Source organism: Thalassospira sp. NFXS8 (assembly GCF_040148805.1).
Classification (GTDB): domain Bacteria; phylum Pseudomonadota; class Alphaproteobacteria; order Rhodospirillales; family Thalassospiraceae; genus Thalassospira.
Window position 1 is genome coordinate 433,521 of record NZ_JAGEMF010000001.1, and the last position, 16,748, is coordinate 450,268.

General features: G+C 50.5%; 14 protein-coding genes. 9 read left to right on the forward strand and 5 right to left on the reverse strand.

The window, feature by feature from the left end:
• Nucleotides 1-444 precede the first annotated feature (444 nt).
• Nucleotides 445-1,215 carry a sulfite exporter TauE/SafE family protein gene (locus J4E05_RS02000; RefSeq protein ID WP_085592972.1) on the reverse strand — a complete coding sequence of 257 codons (771 nt, stop codon included), beginning with the start codon at nt 1,213-1,215 and terminating at the stop codon, nt 445-447.
• Nucleotides 1,216-1,429: 214 nt separating this feature from the next.
• Nucleotides 1,430-1,963, reverse strand: coding sequence for a molybdenum cofactor biosynthesis protein B (gene moaB / locus J4E05_RS02005; RefSeq protein WP_349592004.1), 534 nt, complete (start codon nt 1,961-1,963; stop codon nt 1,430-1,432).
• A gap of 432 nt (nt 1,964-2,395) precedes the next feature.
• Here moaB and J4E05_RS02010 point away from each other — a divergent pair, with 432 nt between their 5' ends.
• From J4E05_RS02010 to J4E05_RS02035, 6 genes are all read left to right on the forward strand, one after another.
• The gene (locus tag J4E05_RS02010) at nt 2,396-4,348 is read left to right on the forward strand and encodes an acetoacetate--CoA ligase (RefSeq protein WP_349592006.1); all 1,953 of its coding nucleotides are present in this window, start codon (nt 2,396-2,398) and stop codon (nt 4,346-4,348) included.
• A gap of 536 nt (nt 4,349-4,884) precedes the next feature.
• Nucleotides 4,885-5,904 (forward strand): amino acid ABC transporter substrate-binding protein, encoded by a 1,020-nt coding sequence (locus J4E05_RS02015; protein ID WP_349592008.1) that lies wholly within the window; start codon nt 4,885-4,887, stop codon nt 5,902-5,904.
• A 112-nt stretch (nt 5,905-6,016) separates the two neighbouring features.
• The gene (locus J4E05_RS02020; protein WP_349592010.1) at nt 6,017-7,213 is read left to right on the forward strand and encodes an amino acid ABC transporter permease; all 1,197 of its coding nucleotides are present in this window, start codon (nt 6,017-6,019) and stop codon (nt 7,211-7,213) included.
• A 1-nt stretch (nt 7,214) separates the two neighbouring features.
• Complete coding sequence (locus J4E05_RS02025; protein ID WP_349592012.1) at nt 7,215-8,318, forward strand: amino acid ABC transporter permease; 1,104 nt, start codon at nt 7,215-7,217, stop codon at nt 8,316-8,318.
• A 36-nt stretch (nt 8,319-8,354) separates the two neighbouring features.
• Complete coding sequence (locus tag J4E05_RS02030) at nt 8,355-9,119, forward strand: amino acid ABC transporter ATP-binding protein (protein WP_168184925.1); 765 nt, start codon at nt 8,355-8,357, stop codon at nt 9,117-9,119.
• Between the two features lie 139 nt (nt 9,120-9,258).
• Nucleotides 9,259-10,089 (forward strand): ABC transporter ATP-binding protein, encoded by an 831-nt coding sequence (locus J4E05_RS02035; protein WP_085592958.1) that lies wholly within the window; start codon nt 9,259-9,261, stop codon nt 10,087-10,089.
• Nucleotides 10,090-10,198: 109 nt separating this feature from the next.
• On the opposite strand, the gene J4E05_RS02040 is transcribed toward J4E05_RS02035, so the two are convergent.
• The 3 genes from J4E05_RS02040 to J4E05_RS02050 form a co-directional block, all read right to left on the reverse strand.
• Nucleotides 10,199-10,963 carry a DeoR/GlpR family DNA-binding transcription regulator gene (locus J4E05_RS02040; protein ID WP_085592956.1) on the reverse strand — a complete coding sequence of 255 codons (765 nt, stop codon included), beginning with the start codon at nt 10,961-10,963 and terminating at the stop codon, nt 10,199-10,201.
• Nucleotides 10,964-11,065: 102 nt separating this feature from the next.
• Complete coding sequence (locus J4E05_RS02045; protein WP_349592015.1) at nt 11,066-12,667, reverse strand: SLC13 family permease; 1,602 nt, start codon at nt 12,665-12,667, stop codon at nt 11,066-11,068.
• A gap of 104 nt (nt 12,668-12,771) precedes the next feature.
• Nucleotides 12,772-13,695, reverse strand: a complete 924-nt coding sequence (locus J4E05_RS02050; protein ID WP_349592017.1) for a LysR family transcriptional regulator — start codon at nt 13,693-13,695, stop codon at nt 12,772-12,774.
• 327 nt (nt 13,696-14,022) lie between these two features.
• On the opposite strand from J4E05_RS02050, the gene J4E05_RS02055 reads away from it, so the two are divergent.
• Genes J4E05_RS02055 through J4E05_RS02065 form a run of 3 tightly spaced genes read left to right on the forward strand, consistent with a single transcriptional unit; the run spans nt 14,023 to nt 16,742 of the window.
• On the forward strand, nt 14,023-15,231 hold the full coding sequence (locus J4E05_RS02055) for an ABC transporter substrate-binding protein (protein WP_085592950.1): 1,209 nt from the start codon (nt 14,023-14,025) through the stop codon (nt 15,229-15,231).
• A gap of 7 nt (nt 15,232-15,238) precedes the next feature.
• Complete coding sequence (locus J4E05_RS02060; protein WP_246833003.1) at nt 15,239-16,039, forward strand: ABC transporter ATP-binding protein; 801 nt, start codon at nt 15,239-15,241, stop codon at nt 16,037-16,039.
• Nucleotides 16,032-16,742, forward strand: coding sequence for an ABC transporter ATP-binding protein (locus J4E05_RS02065; RefSeq protein ID WP_349592019.1), 711 nt, complete (start codon nt 16,032-16,034; stop codon nt 16,740-16,742). Before J4E05_RS02060 ends, J4E05_RS02065 begins: the two co-directional genes overlap by 8 nt.
• Nucleotides 16,743-16,748 lie beyond the last annotated feature (6 nt).

The following is a 16,748-nucleotide window of genomic DNA, read 5'->3' on the forward strand; positions in this document are numbered from 1 at the left end:
AAATACGTAATACCACTTATCCATAAACACTATACTTAAGTGAACAGAAATAGAATCTTACATATAGATATACATCTACATTTTAGTTTTTCGCCCAACCTAATTTTAACACTCAATATAGTGTTGTTAACAGAGTCGTCGCGGCATTTTTCCGTCCAAAATAGAATTTCATGCCGTATTTTTTATATTTTTAGAATTCCCTGCCAAATTGCCCTATACAACCGCTGAAAACGCAACAATTAGCATAAATTGCCGGACGGCCTCTTGGCGCAAGGACGCCCCAACGAGGTATTATTCTATTTTATCGGCCAGATAGAAAATTTATGAAATTTTGTCACGACAGGCGGGGCTCGCCGCCCCTGCACATACCAAAAGGGGCAGGATGAAATACACATCATCCTGCCCCGCACGATCCGATCGTAAAATGAAACAACATTCCCGGTTTTACAAAAAACCGTAATGTGTAAGGCCATCCCACAGCAGCTTAAGGCCTGTCATAAAAAGCAACGCATAACAAACCCGATAAAAAAGTTGTTCGTTAATTTTGTCGTGCGCCCAAAGGCCAATCCATGTCCCCAAAATCGCAACCGGGGCCAATACCACTGCGGTTTCAAGGTTTGATCCGTTAAACTGGCCCAGCAACCAGTATGGAACCAGCTTGACGTAATTGACCACAATGAAAAACATTACGGTGGTACCAACGAAAACCGTTTTATCAAGCCGTTGTGGCAATAGAAAAACAGATATTGGCGGCCCGCCCGCATGAGCAACAAAACTGGTGAAACCGGAAATGGTGCCCCAGAACGTTCCCGGCAGCCATTTCGCTGATGTTGGCTGATCAACCGCTGACTTGCGCCGCAACCAGCGATCCATCGTAAAACCAATCGCAATCACCGCGATCAGCATTTTAACTGCCGCCTCGCTTAGATAGTTAAACGACAAGGCGCCAACCAATATACCGATCAACGCCGCAGGCACCAAAATCAGCATATTCCGCCGATCCCAGTTTTTACGATATGCCCAGACATTGGCCAGATCCATCAGGCACAATATCGGCAGCATAATTGCCGCAGCATCCTGTGGTGAAACAGCCAAAGCAATTAACGGCACGGAAATAATTCCCAAACCGCCACCAAACCCGCTTTTTGAAACGCCAGCGATTAACACCGCCGGGATCGACACCAGATAAAAAAACGGGTCGCTAATGATTTCCATGAGATATCCGTAACATATTCACTGGGTATTTAGGCCTTTCTGAGCATAACCAACCGTAAGACTGCATTCGATAAAGCCTGAGCCAATCGCGACACAAGATGACTATGCAATGCAATCCAGCCAAACCATTACGCTGCGAGTGCAGCTCGCTGAAAATGATGCATTTGCAGGCATCATTCTCGATTTAATTACCTGAAAACCGGGACCCTAACCATTATTTTTCCAGTAAGCGAGGCATCAGTTCAACGAAATTGCAGGGCCGATGGCGGAAATCAAGCTGATAGACCAGAATATCGTCCCAAGCATCCTTACAGGCCCCATTCGACCCCGGCAACGCAAACATATATGTCCCGGCAGAAACCCCGGCCACGGCCCGCGACTGAACGGTTGATGTGCCGATTTTTGCATAGGAAAGCCAACGAAACAGCTCCCCAAACCCGGTAATTTCCTTTTCATAAACAGCAAGATGGGCCTCTGTTGTTACGTCGCGCCCTGTAACACCGGTGCCTCCGGTTGAAATGATAACGTCAATATTCGGGTCATTGCACCACTCGCGGAACTGCGCCACCAGCTGGTCAAATTCGTCGGGTAAAATTTTGCGCTCAACAATTGTGTGACCGGCACTTTCTGCCCGGCGCACCAGGATATCACCGGATGTATCCGTCTCCATATTGCGCGTATCGCTAACCGTTAATATGGCGATATTTACCGCCTTGAACGGCAGGGAAGTATCAATCTTTCCGGGCATTTCCTGTTCTCCGAAATGTATTTTACGGGCAACAGATTACTGCCCTTCGCCGGGCTTGCAAGCGATACATCGGAAAACTTTTTGTCGGGGATTTATCGCCGATACCAGCCCAAATGGATGCTGCGCCCCACCAACGTACCGGTTGTAACATCCATGCCATCGAGACAGTAATGCATCTCGCACCCTAGCCGTGCAAAAATAGTTACATATATTATATTTTTCATTGCCTTATTTGCATAACCTGAAAAATCACATTAAATATATGTAATGTTGATTCGATAAACAACGGCATGGCAACGCCAGTTTTCTTGCCGTGCAACATATTTCGACGTAAAAAGCGGTAGGGTGATACCGAATTACCAACCGTATTCTCAAACCTTGGCATCCCCTTAATTCATAATAATGCTGACGCAGGAAACAGAGGTATCGACGATGACGGACATTCTTTGGCAACCCGGCCCGGAGCGCATTAAAAACGCCAACGTCACGCGCTTTCGCGAATGGATCAACGGGCGCAACGATGTGCAGTTGGAAAATTTCGTCGAGCTGTATGACTGGTCTGTCCGCGAGATGGAAAAATTCTGGCCCGAGCTGATTGAATATGCTGGCTTGAAAGCACAAAGCTGGGGCGATGTCGTTCTGGAAAATCCGAACAAAATGCCAGGTGCGGCCTTTTTCCCCGATGCCAGGCTGAACTTTGCTCAAAACCTGCTGCGACGCGATGATCAAACCGATGCCCTGGTTTTCTGGGGTGAGGACAAAGTGAAAACCCGTCTGTCATGGTGTGATCTTAACATTGCCGTCTCTCGTTTTTCGCAAGCCTTGCGTGCGCAGGGTGTCAAGAAAGGTGACCGGGTTTGTGGCTATATGCCCAATATGTGCGAAACGGTCATTGCCATGCTTGCAACCGCCGCAATCGGGGCAACGTGGTCTTCCGCCTCGCCCGATTTTGGCGTTCAGGGCGTTGAAGACCGGTTCGGGCAAATCGAACCCAAAGTCATGATTACGGTCGATGGCTATTATTATAATGGTAAAAGCCACGATATTCGCGAAAAGGTGAAGGATGTTGTCGACCGCATCCCAAGCCTGGAAGCAGTGGTTATTGTGACCTATGCCTTTGATGGTGAAAACACCACCGGCATTCGCAATGCAATTTCCTATGCAGAATTTACCGGACGTTACGACGCCGAAAAAATCGAATTCGAGCAAGTAGAATTCAATCATCCGCTTTATGTAATGTTTTCGTCAGGAACAACAGGCAAGCCAAAATGCATTGTTCATAGTACTGGCGGCACACTTCTCAAGCAGGTATCTGAACATCTGATGCATTGTGACGTGGTGCCTGGCGACCGGGTATTTTATTTCACCACTTGCGGCTGGATGATGTGGAACTGGCTGATGGGCGGGCTTGCCGCCGAAGCCACCCTGCTTTTGTATGACGGATCGCCGTTTTATCCCAGCGGTAACATTCTGTTTGATTATGCCGATGCGGAACGCATGACCCTGTTTGGCACATCAGCCAAATATATTGATGCATTGGCAAAAGCCGAACTTAAACCGGCACAGACCCACGACCTGTCAACTGTTCGCGCCATGACCTCAACGGGGTCGCCCCTGGCCCCCGAAAGCTTTGACTATGTTTACAACAACATCAAACAGGACATTCATCTGGCATCCATTTCCGGTGGCACAGATATCCTTGGCTGTTTTGTTCTAGCCTGCCCGGTGTTACCCGTGCGTCGCGGTGTTATTCAAACCCGCGCCCTGGGCGTTGCGGTTAATGTGTATGATGACAACGCCAAGCCTGTTTTAAACGAAAAAGGCGAGCTTGTTTGTACCGCACCCTTTCCATCCATGCCGGTTGGTTTCTGGAATGACCCCGATGGCCAGCGATATCACGACGCCTATTTTGACCGCTTCCCCAATATCTGGTGCCACGGCGATTATGTCGAACTTGATGATACCGGCGGCATGATCATTTATGGCCGGTCTGACGCAACCCTTAACCCGGGCGGTGTGCGCATTGGCACCGCCGAAATCTATCGCCAGGTAGAGCTATTACCGGAAATTCAGGAATCAATCGTTATTGGCCAGGAATGGGATAACGACGTGCGCGTGGTCCTGTTTGTTGTTCTTAAGCCAGGAGTAGTGCTTGACGATACCTTGTCCGATCGCATTCGCAAGCAAATCCGGAGCAACTGCACACCGCGCCATGTGCCAGCCAAAATCGTAGCCGTCGATGATATCCCCCGAACAAAATCGGGAAAAATTACTGAACTTGCAGTGCGGGATATCGTTCATGGACGCAAGGTAAAGAATCAGGAGGCACTTGCCAATCCCGAGGCCCTGGATCTTTATGCCGATCTGGACATCTTGAAAAACTAATTCTTGCAACGCAACAAAATCAGTCTTTCGCCCCGGTATTCCGACAGGAATCCGGGGCATATTTTTTGCTAAATCCTTGTGATCAGCGCTCCCGCCAGAGCAATTATGCAAGCGGGTAACAAATGCTCCGATTCCGCATTGCAATGTCGGTTATTTTTTAATCAGAACGATTTTTTGCCATTTTTTTACACACAGATACATGATCAGAAAAAAAAATGGCGCGAAAATGGCACGGCAACCTGTCCAAAAAGACAGGAATACAATCTATTGATATAAAAGAGTTTTCTATACGTTTGCATCAGATTTGCGATTTTCAAAGCTAATAAGATTACCCAAACGTTCCATTTTCATGCCGAAAATTGCCCTTCATTTTGAAGCGAAAATATTTTTCATACTTGACACATACGGCCCTAAAATTCCTTAATTTGGCTGTCCTCAACAAAAGGACAGAACAGATATGCTGTTTTGGCATGTCTGGGGTGGCATAGAAGTTACCAAAGCCATTAAGAATGCTTTGCTAATGAGGGAGCTAATAAATGAAAATGAAAACGATCCTGGCCGCTGGCGCAATGTCTGTTGCTGCCATCGCCGCAAACAACGCCCATGCAGGCGCTGCACTTGACGGCATCAAGGCCAAAGGTTTCGTTCAGTGCGGCGTGAATACCGGCTTGCCGGGTTTCTCTGCTGCAAATGCGGAAGGCAAATGGGAAGGCCTTGACGTTGATGTTTGCCGTGCAGTGGCAGCAGCACTTCTGGGTGACGCCGAAAAAGTTCAGTACACCCCGATGACTGCAGCTCAGCGTTTCACCGCTCTGCAATCGGGCGAAATCGACATTCTGTCGCGTAACACCACCTGGACCCTGACCCGCGATGCAAAGCTGGGCCTGACGTTCGGCGGTGTTAACTATTATGATGGCCAGGGCTTCCTGGTCCCGAAAGCACTTGGCGTTTCGCACGCTACCGAGCTTGATGGCGCCACTGTTTGCGTTGAACCGGGCACCACCACCGAGCTCAACCTTGCTGACTACTTCCGCGCTAAAGGCATGAGCTTTGAGCCGGTCGTTATCGAAAACATCAACGAAACCACTGCCGCTTTCTTTGCTGGTCGTTGCGATGTTTACACCACCGATGCTTCGGGTCTCGCATCTGTTCGTCAGACCATGGCTCCGAACCCGGATGACTATGTGATCCTGCCGGAAATCATTTCCAAAGAACCGCTTGGTCCGTCTGTCGCACAGGGCGACGATCAGTGGGCTGATCTGGTTCGCTGGTCGCTGATGGCGATGGTTGAAGCCGAAGAACTCGGTGTCAACAGCGAGAATGTTGACGATATGAAGAAGAGCGAAAATCCGAGTATCCAGCGTTTGCTGGGTGTGTCTCCGGGCATGGGCGAAGCTCTTGGTGTTGACGAAGAATGGGCATACCGCATCATCAAACAGGTTGGTAACTATGGCGAAAGCTATAAAGCCAACGTAACTGCAAAGCTGGGCCTCGAACGTGGTCTGAACGCTTTGTGGACTGATGGTGGTCTGCAGTACGCAATGCCGGTCCGTTAATCGTTCCGGTCTTCGTAGACGAAATTAGCTCCGCCCACTGGCCTTCCTTGCCGGGGCGGAGCTTTTCGTTACAGCATCTGCATATTGGATACAATCTACACCTGAGGGACAGATGAGTAAGACTCAAAAGGCCCCGGGGGGTGTCCGTTCCAAAAGCCTGACCGATTACCTGAATGACGAAAATGTTCGCGCCGTAATTTATCAGATCGTCGCGATTGCCCTCGTCATATTGGCAGGCTGGTACCTGGTTTCCAACACACTGGCAAATCTGGAACGGCAAAACATCTCAACCGGTTATGGCTTCCTTAATCTGGAAGCGTCGTTCGGGATCAGCGAAAGCATGATCGACTATACGCCCCAAAGCAATTACGCAACGGCGTTAATGGTCGGCTTTCTCAACACCGTCAAGGTGGCATTTCTCGGCATTATATTGTGCACCATCATTGGCACGATCTTTGGTGTGGCACGCCTTTCCTCGAACTGGATCGTTCGTAAACTCGCGACCGTCTATGTCGAGACATTCCGGAACATTCCGGTCCTGTTGCAGCTTTTTTTCTGGTATGCAATTATTCCCGGTGCCTTCCCGGCCGCGCGGAATGCTTTCCAGCCCCTACCCGATGTCCTGCTAACAAACCGCGGGATGTATATCCCCGTCCCTGTCGCTGACAATGCTTACGACTTTATGGGCATTGCCGCTATCATCGCGTTGGTTGTCATTTATTTCCTAAAAAAATGGGCAACAAAACGCCTTGATGAAACAGGTCAACCCTTCCCGATCGTGTGGGCAAGCCTTGGCATTTTTGTCGGCTTAGTGCTTATTGCCTACATCGCCGGTGGCGCGCCAACAGCAATGGATATTCCGTCCCTGCAGGGCTTTAACATTCGTGGTGGCTACAATATCTCGCCCGAATTCCTGTCGGTACTGATCGGCCTGACAATTTACACGTCAACCTATGTTGCCGAAGTTGTCCGGTCCGGGATTGAAGCCGTTCCCAATGGGCAATGGGAGGCCGCTGACAGCCTTGGCCTGAAACGTTCTGTTTCATTGCGGAAAATTATTTTGCCGCAATCGATGCGCGTTGCCATTCCGCCGCTGACCAACCAGTATCTGAACCTGACCAAAAACAGCTCTCTTGCTGTTGCAGTTGGCTATCCCGATCTGGTGTCGGTTTCGAATACCACCATGAACCAGACAGGCCAGGCGATCGAGGCAATATCGATTTATATGGCAGTTTACCTGGGCCTTAGCCTGATCACGTCACTGTTCATGAACTGGTTTAACAAGAAAATGGCATTGGTGGAGAGGTAAGATGGCAAACAGTCTCAAACTACCACCGGGCCCGGTTGGTACCGTCGGCCAACGTTCTGTTACCTGGGTTCGCAAGAACCTGTTTAACAGCTGGTTCAATTCACTTTTGACATTGCTTTCTATTGCCTTTGTTCTGTGGATCGTGCCACCGATCATTGAATGGGCCTTTGTCAATTCCACACTCACCCCTAGCATTGATGCATGTCGTGCGGTTACGGGTGCCTGCTGGGGTTTCGTTAACGCGAACCTGCGCCTGATCCTGTTCGGTGTTTATCCCTACGACGAACAATGGCGTCCGCTTCTGGCCATGATCGTTCTGTTTGGTGTAATTATCGCCAGCCTTGCCGGCGTTAAATATCCGCGCATGCAGAAACTGATCATTCCGATGTGGGTGGTTGGCATTCCCGTGATTGCTATTTTGATGTGGGGCGGCATGCTTGGCCTCACCTACGTTCAAAACAGCTCATGGGGCGGTTTGCCACTGACCTTGATCCTGTCGACAATCGGTATTGTCTTTGCCTTTCCGCTTGGCCTGCTGCTGGCCCTTGGCCGTCAGTCGAACATGCCGGCAATCAAGACCCTGTCGGTGGTTTATATCGAAGTCATTCGTGGTGTGCCGCTAATTACGGTGTTGTTCATGGCATCTGTCATGTTCCCGCTGTTTTTGCCCGATGGCGTTTCAATCGACAAGCTTCTGCGTGCCCAGATCGGCATTATCCTGTTTACTGCGGCCTATTTGGCCGAAGTATTCCGGGGTGGCTTGCAAGCCGTTCCACGCGGCCAGTTTGAAGCCGGTGATTCGCTTGGCCTTTCCTATTGGCAGTCCATGCGACTGATCATTCTGCCGCAAGCATTGCGGTTGGTGATCCCGCCAACGGTCAACAGCTTCATCTCGATGCTAAAAGACACGACACTGGTTGTCATTATCGGCCTGTTCGATCTTTTGGGGGCCGTGAAACTGGCCCTGCGCAGTGACCCTGCCTGGACCCGCTACTATGTCGAAGGTTACGTTTTCGCTGCCGCGATCTTCTTCCTGATCTGTTACTCGATGGGCCGCTATTCCGCATATCTTGAAAAAGAACTGCGCAAGGGCGAGCGCCGGTGAGGAGAGAGGAAAAACAAAATGACTGCTACTGAAACCATGAATAAAGTTGCTCCGCCGCCGTCCGATGAAGATGTGATCACCATCAACAAGGCGAACAAGTGGTATGGCAACTTTCACGTTCTAAAGGATGTGGACCTTACAGTTCGCAAAGGTGAACGTATTGTCATCTGCGGACCTTCGGGTTCGGGAAAATCCACCCTGATCCGCTGCCTGAACCGGCTTGAAGCCTATCAGACGGGCGAAATCACGGTGGATGGCATTTTGCTGGGCGATGATGTGAAAAACATCGAAGCCGTGCGCCGCGAGGTTTGCATGGTGTTCCAGCATTTCAACCTGTTCCCGCACATGACGGTACTGGAAAACCTGACACTGGCACCGATCTGGGTTCGCAAGACCCCGAAGAAAGAAGCCATTGAACTTGCCATGCACTATCTGCAACGTGTTCGCATCGCCGAACAGGCCCATAAATTCCCGGGCCAGCTTTCAGGTGGTCAACAACAGCGTGTTGCCATTGCCCGCTCATTATGCATGCAGCCTAAAATCATGCTGTTTGACGAGCCGACATCGGCACTTGACCCGGAAATGGTCAAGGAAGTGCTGGACGTGATGGTTGAACTGGCAAAAGAAGGCATGACCATGCTGTGCGTGACGCATGAAATGGGCTTTGCCAAGGAAGTTGCCGACCGTGTCGTGTTTATGGATGCTGGCGAGATTGTTGAAATGGGCGAGCCCCATGACTTTTTTGACAATCCCAAAAGCGACCGCACCAAACTGTTCTTAAGCCAGATTCTGTCGCACTAATCGACAAATTTGGTCTGAACACGCAAACGGCCCCGAAATTTTCGGGGCCGTTTCGCATTTCACACATTTCATCCTTGCACCCGGCCCACCAAGCAGCGACTATCGGCAACCCTTGTATTCCGATAACATTGATTGCCCCATGACATTCCCCAGCGATAACGACGAAAATTCAAAATCAAATGGTCCGGCCTTTTTGCAACTGGAAAAAGTCGGTAAAAAATTCGGCTCCCATACTGTGCTGGATAATGTCAGTCTTTCCCTTGACCGGGGGCAGACAATGGCAATCATCGGGCCATCGGCGGCCGGTAAAAGTGTGCTGCTAAAATGCCTTGCAGGTATTTATCCCGTTGATCAAGGTAACATTCTGATCAACGGTCAGGATATTTCTGAAAAACAACCCGCTGACCAAGGCCACTGGACCGATAAAATTGGCATGTTGTTTCAACAAAATGCCCTGTTTGACAGCCTGCCCATCTGGCAAAATGTGTGTTTCCAGCTTATCGAAAACGGAACCCTTAAACGCAAAGATGCGCGTGATAAAGCCGTTGATCTGCTAGGTTTGGTTGGCCTCGACCCGGACAGCAGCAAACTGCGCCCATCCGATTTGTCTGGCGGGATGCAAAAGCGCGTTGGCATTGCCCGTGCCATTGCCAATGACCCCGAAATTCTGTTGCTCGACAATCCGACAGCAGGACTGGACCCGGTATTGTCCAATCATATTGAAAACATGATTGAAACCATCGCCAAAAAGCGGATGACAACGGTTATTACTGTAACCAATGACATGGAAATTGCACGTAATCGCTATGATTACCTTACCATGATGCATGAAGGTCGTGTTTACTGGTCCGGCTCGCGCAACCAGGTTGAAACAGCCCAAAACCCGCATCTGACACAAATGCTTAGCGGATCATCCCAGGGGCCGATTGCCATGCGAACCCAAAATAGAGGTCAACATCTGGTCGCATGATGACCGTGAAATTAACGTAACACCGGGCATCTTGCTGCAATAACCTCCCTGCCCGCCTGGCGCGCAGGAGAGGCTTTTAGCACCTGAATTTCGTCATGCGGAAAGATTGTTAATCAGCGCAATAAACCGACAAATCAGCTTGCTCCAGAATACTGTCCCACGCCTTTCCTGGCGCAATATCGGTAAACAGGGCATCAACTTCGGATAAATGCCCAAGGCGCACCATCGCCCGGCGACCAAATTTCGATATATCTGTACATAAAAACGTTTGCCGGGAATTGGAGATAATTGCCCGGGCAACCCGCACTTCACGATAGTCAAAATCCATCAGGCTACCATCTTCATCAACGCCTGAAATGCCGATGATGGCATAATCCACCTTGAACTGGCTGATAAAGTCGATGGTTGCCTCGCCAATAATGCCAAAATCGCGCTGCCGCACCACCCCCCCGGCAATGATCACCTCAAACCCGGGATTTGCGGCGCAAATTTCGGCAACATGAAGATTATTGGTAATAATTTTCAAGTTTTTATGATCAGACAGGGCACGGGCGACTTCTTCTGTTGTCGTGCCGATATTGATAAATAAAGATGCGCCTTCGGGGATATGCTGGGCCACCAGACGGGCAATTTTTCGTTTGGCATCCAGGTTCAAGACCTGACGGTCAGTATAGGCGGTGTTTTCCGTAGTAGACTGGCTGGCCGCCCCGCCATGATAGCGTGCAATCAGGCCCTCTTCGGCCATTTCATTAATATCACGCCGGATTGTTTGCGGGGTAACATCGAAATGCGTCGCCAGGGCATCAATTGTCATAAAGCCGCTTGCGGCAACTTTTTCCAGAATTTCGCGGCGACGCCTGTCTAATTTACCCATTTTTGCTCCGATCCGGCGAATTTGATTTTATAAGGGGTTGTTGTCTTTCGCAGGTTCTAAAATGCGGGGATCGGACAAAAGATGCAAGACCATTGCCCAAAATCAAAATACAAACGGCACCAGCACGATGGCCAATATCACCAGCAAAACCAGTGCGCAAATATTCAATAGCAACCCGGCCCGCACCATATCGTCTATTTTTAAATAACCACTGCCAAAAACGATGGCGTTGGGGGGTGTCGCAACCGGCAACATAAACGCACAACTTGCCGCCAGTGTCACTGGCACGACCATAATCATGGGATCAATCCCCTCGCCGATCGCATAAGTCGCCAGCAAGGGCATAAAGGTTGCCGCTGTCGCCGTGTTGGAGGTTAAATGGCTAACCAGAATGATAACGGTGGCAATCAGACATATTTGCAACATCAATGGCATTTCAGGCATTGCCTGCATGTTCAACGCAATAACCCTGGCGAGGCCGGTATCGCTAATCAGGGCACCAAGAGACAACCCGCCCCCTACCAGTAACAATATCCCCCATGGCAACCGCAATGTTGCCTTCCAGTCCAGCACATACAGGTTTTGCCGCGCACGTACTGGCAGAGCAAACAAGCAAATGGCGGCAAAAACCGCAATCGCGGCATCGCTCAATGCAATGTGCGGAAAAATCTGGCTGATTAACGGGCGGAATAACCACAACAATGCCGTTGCCACAAATACAATAGCAACACGCTTTTCGCCCCCACCCATCGGCCCCAACCGGGCAATCCGTTCCTTCAATGCTATTTCAACAGAATCAGGCAAATGATCACTTAACGGATAAATAACCCGACATAACAAATACCAGCAAATCACCAGCAAGATTGCGGCAAAGGGCACGCCGACCAGCATCCATTGGCCAAACCCGATTGTGATGCCGTAATTTTGCGCCATATACCCGGCCAGCAAGGCATTGGGCGGGGTGCCAATAAGGGTACCCACCCCGCCGATCCCGGCCCCATAGGCAATGGCAAGCAGCAAGCAGCGCGCAAGATTATGTGTAGCCGGGCTTAACCCGTCTTCGGGCAGAGGGGCATCAGCATTTTCGTCTGTTTTTACCGGCATGTCTGACGGGCCACCCGGTTCGGTTCTGTCCTGATTTTGGCTGCGATCAAAATTGCTGAAAAGCGTAATCAGCGAAACAGCCACCGGTAACATCATGGTTGCTGTCGCGGTATTGCTGACCCACATCGACAAGAATGCGGTTGCCGCCATAAACCCGGCCACCAATGCTGAAGGATGAAACCCGACCTTGCCAATGATCATAAGGGCGATCCGCAAATGTAAATTCCATCTTTCCATCGCCAGGGCAATGACAAAACCGCCAAAAAACATAAAGATCAGCGGGTTGGCGTAATTGGTACTGATGTCGTCGGTGGTTCCAACACCCAGAACCGCGCCAAGAGCCAACGGCAACAGGGCTGTTGCCGCCAATGGAATGGCCTCGCTGAGCCACCATATTGCCATCAAACTGGCAAGACCTGCGGTATGCCATGCAGCAACCGGTACATCACCAGGTGGCGAAAACACCAGAAAACCGGCAAAAACCAATGGCCCCGCTACCAACCCGATTATACGCCGCACGCTGCCCGGCCGCCGGGGTGATGCCGGGTTTGCCGCCGTGCCCGAAATCGGCAAGCGATCGATTAATGGAAAACGGATCATTGCCGCCCCTTCGCACACATTTATTAAAACGGCAAATACCGTTGGCAATGTTTAGCGGAGGGGCCGTTTCTGGCAATTGAAACCGCGCCAGTGGTTGAATGGTTCTAAAAATCAGGGGTATCGGGCATGTGTGCCGCTGTTAGTAAATCAGAGGCGGCGTGGGTTTCTTCTCGGATAAAATCGGCCAGCAATCGAATCCGCGCGACGTTGATCATGTCGCTATGGCAAACCATCCAGTAATCTCGCATGATTTTAACCGTTGCAGGCAAAACCGGTATCAAATCATCAAAATCAACGGCCATAAAATAGGGTAAAATACATAATCCAAAACCGGCCCGTGTGGCCTTTAGCTGGGCAAAAACGCTGGAACTTTGATAGCCCGCACGCAACCCCGGCAGCAGTTCACCCAGATAGTTCAGCTCCTGGGTAAAAATCATGTCTTCGATGTACCCGACAAAAGGATGTTCCGCCAGTTGCGCGCGATCCGTGATGGGAGGATGCCCGGCCAGATATTGTTTTGATCCATAAACATATAATGCGTAGCTGGAGATTTTTTCGCGATGATAGGACCCGGTTTTGGGCGTGTTGAGTGCCACCGAAATATCGGCTTCGCGCCTGGAAAGTGAAACAATCTGCTGAATATTGACCATTTCAATCGCCAGACTGGGGTGGCGTTTGGCAAAAAACGGCAATTTTTCACCAATAAAAAAATTGCCGAAACCTTCCGGCACACTAAAGCGCACAACACCGCTTAGGGCAAAAGACCCGGTGCCCACCTCGCCCAGCAATTTATCGGCTTCCTGGGCCATCATTTCGGTCGGCCCCATTAAACGTGCACCTAAGGGGGTTAAAACATATCCGCGCGGGTTCCGTTCAAAAAGTTTGGCCCCCAAACGTTGTTCCAGCCGGTCAATGCGCCGGGCAACGGTGACATGACTGGTGCGTAATCGCCGTGCCGCAGCAGAGAGTTGCCCGTCACGTGCAACAGCCAAAAAATACTGTAAATCATCCCACGAAAAATTGTTCATCCAGCCTTCTGTTCATTTTTGTACAGATAATGTCCAAAATTATATATTTGTTGACGTTTTCGTCAATGTTAGCGTTCATATCGAACAACAAAACAATAACGTCACTTGCCGCAATGTCAGCGCAGGTGAACACTATCAGGGCATCGACATAAATTCCGGTGCGTTACAAAAACAAACAAGTGCACGGCACAGTGTACGCCTATCCGTCACCTGTCCCGCCGCTGTCGTATGACCAGTGGTCAAAACAGTTTTCGGGAAACAGGAACGTCACCCGTTCTTCACCATGAAGGACGGTAACAACATGGTTCAGTTAGGGAGGAACCTCAGATGAAGAAACTCGCGATGGCATCCGTTGCCGTCATGGCGGCCGCTGCTGCATTTCCGGCTTATGCGGCTGGTGTTTCCGACGATATCGTTAAAATTGGTATTCTAAACGACCAATCCGGCGTGTATGCAGATTTCGGCGGCAAATGGTCTTATGAAGCAGCGAAAATGGCTGTTGAAGATTTCGGCGGCACGGTTCTGGATAAAAAAATCGAAGTCATCACGGCAGACCATCAGAACAAGCCTGATGTAGCAGCCAACATTGCCCGTCAGTGGTATGACGAAGACAAGGTTGACGCCATCATGGAACTGACCACATCGTCAGTTGCGCTGGCTGTTCAGGGTATTTCCAAGGAAAAGAAAAAGATCGACATCGTTACCGGCGCGGCAACAACCGCCCTCACCGGTGATCAATGCTCGCCTTACGGTTTCCATTGGGCCTATGACACCCATGCACTGGCAGTGGGTACCGGTGGGGCGCTGGTCGAAAACGGTGGCGATACCTGGTACTTCCTGACCGCCGATTACGCCTTTGGCTATTCACTGGAAGAACAAACCTCGAAATTTGTCACCGACAATGGCGGCAAGGTTCTGGGGTCGGTTCGTCATCCGCTTTCCAGCACCGACTTTTCATCCTTCCTGCTCCAGGCACAGGCATCGGGTGCCAAGGTCATCGGCCTTGCTGATGCAGGCCTTGATACCGCCAATGCCATCAAACAGGCATCGGAATTTGGCATTGTTCAGGGCGGTCAACGCCTTGCGGCCTTGTTATTTACCCTCTCCGAAGTTCATGGTCTGGGTGCCGAAGCTGCACAAGGCCTGTCGCTGACCGAAGGGTTCTACTGGGATCGCAACGACGAATCACGTAAATTTGGCGAACGCTTCCATGACCGTACCGGTCGCATGCCCAACATGATTCAGGCTGGGACCTATTCGGCCGTATTGCAGTACCTTAAAGCTGTCAAGGAAGTCGGTACCGACGAAACCGAAGCCGTTTCAAAGGCTCTGCATGAAATGCCGGTCAATGACGTCTTTGCCCATAACGGTAAAGTCGGCGCCAATGGCCGCATGATTTACGACATGTATCTGATGGAAGTCAAAAAGCCGTCCGAAATGAAGGGCGACTGGGACTATTACAACGTTCTTGCCACCGTTCCGGGCGACAAGGCGTTTATCAAACCATCCGAAAGCGGCTGCGCGCTGGCGCAGTAAAAACATGATGGCAACCGGAGAACGTCTAAATCCCGGTATGTCGCAAAACGCGAACGAGGCACGAGTGGTTCTTTCCGCTCGTGACCTTCGTCGCGATTTTGGTGGCTTTACCGCGGTCAACAATGTCAACCTTGATGTCGAACACGCCAAGGTGCATGCGCTGATCGGCCCGAATGGCGCAGGCAAAACCACTGTTTTCAACCTGTTAACAAAATTTCTTCAACCCACCAGTGGTAAAATCACATTGCTGGGGCAAGATATTACCAAAACCGCACCTGCCCGTGTGGCCCGTATGGGGCTGGTACGATCATTTCAAATTTCCGCCGTTTTTCCACATTTGACCGTTTTGGAAAATGTCCGTGTCGCCCTGCAACGGCCGAGCGGACTGGCGGTTCAGTTTTGGCGATCCATGAACACCCTGGATCGGTTAAATGATCGGGCCGTTGAACTTTTGACATCAGTCGGGCTGGAAAAAGACATCGATAGCTATGCTGCAGATTTGTCTTATGGCCGAAAACGCGTGCTGGAAATTGCAACCACCCTGTCGCTGGACCCCAAGGTACTGCTGCTAGACGAACCTATGGCTGGCATGGGTCAGGAAGATGTGGGCCGTGTCGCCGAAATCATCCGCGAAGTTGCACGAACCCGTGCCGTTCTGATGGTGGAACATAACCTTAAGGTCGTGGCTGATCTGTGCGACCACATCACGGTTCTTCAGCGCGGCGAAATTCTGGCCGAGGGCAATTATGACACCGTCAGCAACGACGAACGCGTAAGAGTTGCCTATATGGGGACAGACGATGAGTGACAAGGAAATCCTTCTGTCCGTCAGGGATTTGAATGCCTGGTATGACGAAAGCCATGTTTTGCACGGCGTTAACCTTAATGTCCGGCGCGGTGAAACCGTTACCATTCTGGGGCGCAACGGGGTGGGCAAAACCACCACATTGCGTTCCATTGTCGGCATCTTGCGCAAACGCACCGGCGAAATCGAATTTAACGGCCATAACCTGATGCGCCTGCCCTTACATAAAACCGCCAAAACCGGTTTGGGGTTTGTCCCCGAAGAACGGGGTATTTTTTCAACTTTAAGCGTTGAAGAAAATCTGATGTTGCCGCCAAAAATTTCCAATAGCGGCATGAGCATCGAGGAAATATACGACCTGTTTCCCAATCTTTATGAACGTAAAACCAGTTCGGGCACCAAACTTTCGGGCGGTGAGCAACAAATGCTGGCGATGGCCCGTATGTTGCGCATTGGTGTGGATATGCTGCTACTTGACGAACCGACAGAGGGGCTGGCACCGGTAATTGTGCAGCGCATCGGCGAGGTTTTACAGACCCTGAAACAGCGCGGCATTACCATTTTGCTGATTGAACAGAATTTCAGGTTCGCCAGCAAAATCGCCGACAGGTTTTACCTGATGGAACATGGCCTGGTTTCAGCCGGATTTGATGCGAATGAACTGCCCGACCGCATGGATATGCTGCACGAGGTTCTAGGAGTTTAAACGCCG